Raw genomic sequence first — 5,278 nt, forward strand, 5'->3', positions numbered from 1 at the left:
GTCCAAGTATGGCAACCCTGACGTGGTCGGCCCCTGGCTGCAGAAACTCATTCAAGGCGAAGCGATCTGCGCCATCGCCCTGACCGAGCCGCGTGGCGGCTCCGACGCCGCCAACCTGCGCCTGAAGATCGACCGCGATGGCGACCATTACGTCATCAACGGTGAAAAAACCTCCATCTCGGCCGCCGACCAGGCCGACATCACCGTGGTGTTTGGTCGCACCGGCACACCCGAGCAGGCCGCGCATGGTGTGACCGCCGTGCTGGTGCCCATGGATACACCTGGCATCACCACCAACCGCTTTGACTGCCATGGCCAACGCGCCATTGGCCGCGGCTCGATCTTTTTCGAGAACGTGCGCGTGCCCATCAGCCACCGCCTGGGCGACGAGAACAAGGGCTTCGTGCAGGTAATGCACGGCTTTGACTTCTCGCGCTCGCTCATCGGTCTGCAATGCCTGGCCGTGGCGCGCGTGGCGCTGGAGGAAACCTGGGAATACATCACCCAGCGCCAGGCCTTCGGCCAGCCGCTGTCGGCGTTCCAGGGCGTGACGCATCCGCTGGCGCAGTTCGACACCGAGGTCGAAGGCGCTCGCCTGCTGTGCCTGCAGGGCCTGTGGCTCAAGGACAAGGGTCTGCCGCACACCGCAGAAGCCGGCATGGCCAAGTGGTGGGGCCCCAAGCTGGCCTACGACGTGATCCACCAATGCCTGCTGTGCTTTGGCCACGGCGGCTACGACCGCGGACTGATGGAGCAGCGCCTGCGCGACGTGCTGGGCTTCCAGATCGGAGACGGCACGGCGCAGATCATGAAAACCATCATCGCCCGCGCCCGAGCCGGCCGCAAGTTTGTGCCTGTCTGAGCGCCCCCCCCAAGTCACCACAGCTCACCGCAGGCCACGGATCACCCACAACAACACCAGGAGACAAGACCATGGAATTTGACGCTGTACTGCTCCCCCCGCGCCGCACGCAGCGGGTGGCCGAAGGCCACTGGCGTGACCGCACCATTAACGATGCGCTGGACGCCTGCGTGACCACCTGCCCCGACAAGCTGGCGCTGACCGCGCTGCAAGTGGAAACGGGAGCCACCGCCCGCTTTACCTACCGCGAGTTGGCACGCATGGCTGATCGCATTGCCGTGGGCCTGGCGCGCCTGGGCGTGGGCCGGGGCGACATCGTGGCGTGCCAGTTGCCCAATTGGTGGCAGTTCACGCTGACCTACCTGGCCTGCTCGCGCATCGGTGCCGTAATGAACCCGCTGATGCACATCTTTCGCGAGCGCGAACTCTCGTTCATGCTGCAACATGGCGAGGCCAAGGTGGTGATTGCGCCCCAGACCTTTCGGGGCTTTGATTTTGAGCAGATGATCACCGCCCTCCAGCCCGCCCTGCCGCACCTCAAGCATGTGGTGGTGGTCGGTGGCAGTGGTGCCAACAGCTTTGACGCCCTGCTCAGCGGTCCCGAATGGGAACAGCAGCCCGATGCGCGAGCCATCCTGGCCGCCCACCGCCCCGGCCCCGACGAAGTCACCCAGCTCATCTACACGTCGGGCACCACGGGCGAGCCCAAGGGCGTTATGCACTCGGCCAACACCGTGATGGCCAACATCATCCCGTACGCCGAACGCTTGCACCTGGATGCTGACGACGTGGTGTTGATGGCCTCGCCCATGGCACACCAGACGGGCTTCATGTACGGCCTGATCATGCCCATCCTCCTACAGGCCAGTGCCGTGCTACAGGACGTGTGGGAGCCCACCAAGGCCATTGCACTGATCAATGCAGAGAAGGCCAGCTTCACCATGGCCTCCACGCCGTTCCTCACCGATCTGGCGCGTACGGTGGCCGACAGCGGCGTAGCCGTACCCAGCCTGCGCACCTTTTTGTGCGCTGGCGCGCCCATCCCTGGTCCGCTGGTGGAACAGGCGCGCAAGGCGCTGGGCGCCAAGATCGTCTCGGCTTGGGGCATGACCGAGAATGGCGCTGTCACGCTCACCCGTCTGGAGGACGACGATGAACGCTCTTTCAACACCGATGGCTGCCCACTGCCTGGCGTGGAGATCAAGGTGGTGGATGTGGACGGCAACGCCTTGCCGCCAGGCGAGCCCGGCAAGCTGCTGCTGCGCTCATGCTCCAACTTTGGCGGCTACCTGCACCGCGCGCACCTGAACGCCACCGACGCCGACGACTGGTTCGACACCGGTGACCTGGCCCGCATCGACGAGCGCGGCTACCTGCGCATCACCGGCCGCAGCAAGGACGTGATCATCCGCGGCGGCGAGAACATTCCGGTGGTCGAAGTCGAGTCGCTGCTCTACCGCCACCCCTCCATCGCCATGGCGGCCATCGTGGCCTACCCTGACGAGCGCCTGGGCGAGCGGGCCTGCGCCGTGGTGGTGCCCAAGCCCGGGCAGACCATCGACCTGCCAGGCCTGGTGCAGTTCCTCAAGGACCAGAAGATTGCCGTGCAGTACATCCCCGAGCGCCTGATCGTGCGAGACGTGATGCCAGCCACACCGTCCGGAAAGATCCAGAAGTTCAAGCTGCGCGAAATGCTGCGCGAACAGGTTGCCTGAAGGTTGCCACCGTTTTCCCGTCGATCACTACTACACAACAAACCAGCAGGAGACAACGACATGCTCACACGCCAACCTTCCCCCATCCGCAGACGCCTCATCCAGTCTGCCGCCCTGGCATTCTGTGCCCTGGGCGCCATCGGCACGGCGCATGCGCAGGCCTGGCCCACCAAGCCGGTCAAGATCGTGGTCGGCTTTGCCCCAGGCGGCACCACCGATGTGATGGCACGCGTCATGGCCCAGTCGCTCACCGAAGCGCTGGGCCAGCCCGTCGTGGTGGACAACAAACCTGGCGCCAGCGGCAACGTGGCAGCGGCCGAAGTGATTCGCGCACCTGCAGACGGCCACACCTTCCTGATTGCGCCTACTTCGTTCGAAACGGCCAACCCTTTCCTCTTCAAGCAGAGCATTGCCCCGGCCAAGGACCTCACGCCCATCGCGGGCGTGGGCCGCAGCCAGATGTACCTGGTGGTCAAGCCCCAGTCCACCTTCAAGGACGCCAGGGAGTTTGTGGCCTATGCCCGCGCCAACCCGGGCAAACTGTCGTACTCCTCCGCAGGCCCCGGCACGCCACCGCACCTGGCGGGCGAGTTGTTCAAGAAGGTCACCGGCGTGTTTGCAACGCACATCCCTTACCGGGGCGCAGCGCCTGCATTGCAGGATGTGATGGCCAACCAGGCGGACTATGTCTTTGACCCAGGCATTGCCTTCCCGCACGTGCGCGCAGGCAAGGTACGCATGCTGGCCGTGGCGGGGGCCAAGCGGTCGTCGTTCTTCCCGGACGTGCCCACGCTGGCAGAGCTGGGCTTCAAGGGTGCGGAGCTGGACATCTGGTTTGGCATGTGGGCCCCCAATGGCACACCTGCAGACGTCACGGCCCGCATGGCCCGGGAGATCGCCAAGGTGCTGGCCCTGCCCAGCACCAAGAACCGCTATGAATCGCTGGGCGCCGAGCCCGTGGGCCTGGACAACGCCGAGTTCCGCACCCTTCTGACCGAAGAGACCAAGCTGCTGTCTGGCCTGATCCAGGAAGCCAAGATCAACATCGACTGACCCGGCCACCCGCCACACCCACCATGAATGATGCTTTGGTACTGACGGAAACCCGGGGCCGGGTGGGCGTGATCACGCTCCACAGGCCCCAGCAGCTCAACGCACTCAACGACGCCCTGATGGACCAGCTGGGCGCCGCCCTGCTGGCCTTCGATGCGGAAGACGATGTCGGCGCCATCGTCCTCACTGGCAGCACCAAGGCATTTGCGGCCGGTGCCGACATTGCGGCCATGGCCGACTGGTCGTTCATGGATGTGTACCGGGGCGCCTTCATCACCCGCAACTGGGAGACCATTCGCCAAGTGCGCAAACCGGTGCTGGCGGCCGTGGCAGGCTTTGCCATGGGCGGCGGCTGTGAGCTGGCCCTGGCCTGCGACATCATCGTTGCCGCTGAATCAGCCCGATTCGCGCTGCCTGAAATCAAGCTCGCCATGCTGCCGGGCGCGGGGGGCACGCAGCGCCTGCCGCGCGCCATCGGCAAGGCCAAGGCGATGGACATGTGTCTGTCGGCCCGCATGCTCGATGCGCAAGAGGCCGACCGCTATGGTCTGGTCTCGCGCGTCGTACCCGACGCCGAGTTACTGGACCGCACGCTCACCCTCGCGGCGCAGATTGCCAGCTTCTCGCTGCCCGCACTCATGGCCATCAAGGCATCGATCAACCGCGCCTGGGAAAGCCCGCTGACCGAAGGCATTCTGTTTGAGCGCCATGCGCTGTACGAGCGCTTTGCCAGTGCCGACGCCCACGAGGGCATGCACGCGTTCCTGGACAAACGCGCTCCCGCGTTCGAACATCGCTGAGCTGAAGGCCCCGGTCGCCCCCAACCGGCAGCGGGAAGTCCTGAGCAGGCTCAGCCCTCGGACTCCGCGCCAGTATCCAGCCGCTGCATGTTGTCCAGCAGCTTGAGCAGGTAGTGCAGCGTGTGGGTGATGTCTCCCACCGAGAATTCGTCCAGCGCCTGCTCGTAATAGGCATCGATCTTGGGCCGGGCCTTGACCAGCCACGTCATGCGTCCGGACTCGGTCATCTTGATCAGGCGGGAGCGGCGGTCCTTCTCATCGGTCTCCATACAGATGTGGCCATCGCGCTCCAGGCGTCCAATCACCCCCGCGAGGTTCTGGCGGCTGACCAACAGGTAGCGCGCCAGCTCGTTCACCCCCATACCCTGCTGCGCTTCCTCGCGCGAAAGGGCACCCAGCACCGCCCATTGCTGCGTGGTCAGCCCCTCGCTCTCCACCGCTCGCGAACCGGTTTTATGCAACAAGTTCGCACATTGATACAGCCGAAAAAACAACCGGTTAGCCAGCTCCATACGGGCGATCTGTGCTTTGGAATCAGGGTGGTGCATGCGTGAGTTCTTAGTGGGTTGTGCAGACTGCAACCGCGCGGCAATCAAGTCAACATATTGTCTCACTTCACCAGCCACCCCGCACCACACCATCACGATCAACCCAACCACCGGCTTTGTCTCTTGTCCTTCGGACTGCATGAATTCAAGCACCCGGTGCGCAACACAATCATTGGCGATCAGCTGCTGATCGAAATCCACAACCCACCGAAAGCGGTCGCGCAACGGGCCAACGCCCTCGGCACTGCGAGCGGACGGACCATAGGGGAGACAACACCGTCATCGCGCGCTGTAGCGCAT

At 64.5% G+C, this 5,278-nt stretch carries 5 protein-coding genes; 4 read left to right on the forward strand and 1 reads right to left on the reverse strand.

Annotated features, from left to right (window positions below; translation table 11 throughout):
* The 4 genes from AC04MI_RS23220 to AC04MI_RS23235 form a co-directional block, all read left to right on the forward strand.
* A partial coding sequence (locus AC04MI_RS23220; RefSeq protein WP_476498821.1) for an acyl-CoA dehydrogenase family protein occupies positions 1-862 on the forward strand: 862 nt, incomplete at its 5' end.
* Positions 863-933: 71 nt separating this feature from the next.
* Positions 934-2,577, forward strand: a complete 1,644-nt coding sequence (gene aliA, locus AC04MI_RS23225) for a cyclohexanecarboxylate-CoA ligase (RefSeq protein WP_436077853.1) — start codon at positions 934-936, stop codon at positions 2,575-2,577.
* Between the two features lie 60 nt (positions 2,578-2,637).
* Positions 2,638-3,630, forward strand: a complete 993-nt coding sequence (locus AC04MI_RS23230; protein WP_436077852.1) for a Bug family tripartite tricarboxylate transporter substrate binding protein — start codon at positions 2,638-2,640, stop codon at positions 3,628-3,630.
* A 23-nt stretch (positions 3,631-3,653) separates the two neighbouring features.
* Positions 3,654-4,430, forward strand: coding sequence for an enoyl-CoA hydratase-related protein (locus AC04MI_RS23235; RefSeq protein WP_121942349.1), 777 nt, complete (start codon positions 3,654-3,656; stop codon positions 4,428-4,430).
* Positions 4,431-4,480: 50 nt separating this feature from the next.
* Here AC04MI_RS23235 and AC04MI_RS23240 read toward each other — a convergent pair whose 3' ends face one another.
* Complete coding sequence (locus AC04MI_RS23240; protein ID WP_056743974.1) at positions 4,481-4,978, reverse strand: MarR family winged helix-turn-helix transcriptional regulator; 498 nt, start codon at positions 4,976-4,978, stop codon at positions 4,481-4,483.
* Positions 4,979-5,278: the final 300 nt, after the last annotated feature.

This window comes from Acidovorax sp. LjRoot204, from assembly GCF_056175785.1.

Excerpts from the sequence above, each read along its gene's own strand:
- AC04MI_RS23240 (WP_056743974.1), bottom strand. The coding sequence starts at position 4,978 with ATGCACCACCCTGATTCCAAAGCACAGATCGCCCGTATGGAGCTGGCT.
- AC04MI_RS23230 (WP_436077852.1), top strand. The coding sequence starts at position 2,638 with ATGCTCACACGCCAACCTTCCCCCATCCGCAGACGCCTCATCCAGTCT.
- aliA (WP_436077853.1), top strand. The coding sequence starts at position 934 with ATGGAATTTGACGCTGTACTGCTCCCCCCGCGCCGCACGCAGCGGGTG.
- AC04MI_RS23235 (WP_121942349.1), top strand. The coding sequence starts at position 3,654 with ATGAATGATGCTTTGGTACTGACGGAAACCCGGGGCCGGGTGGGCGTG.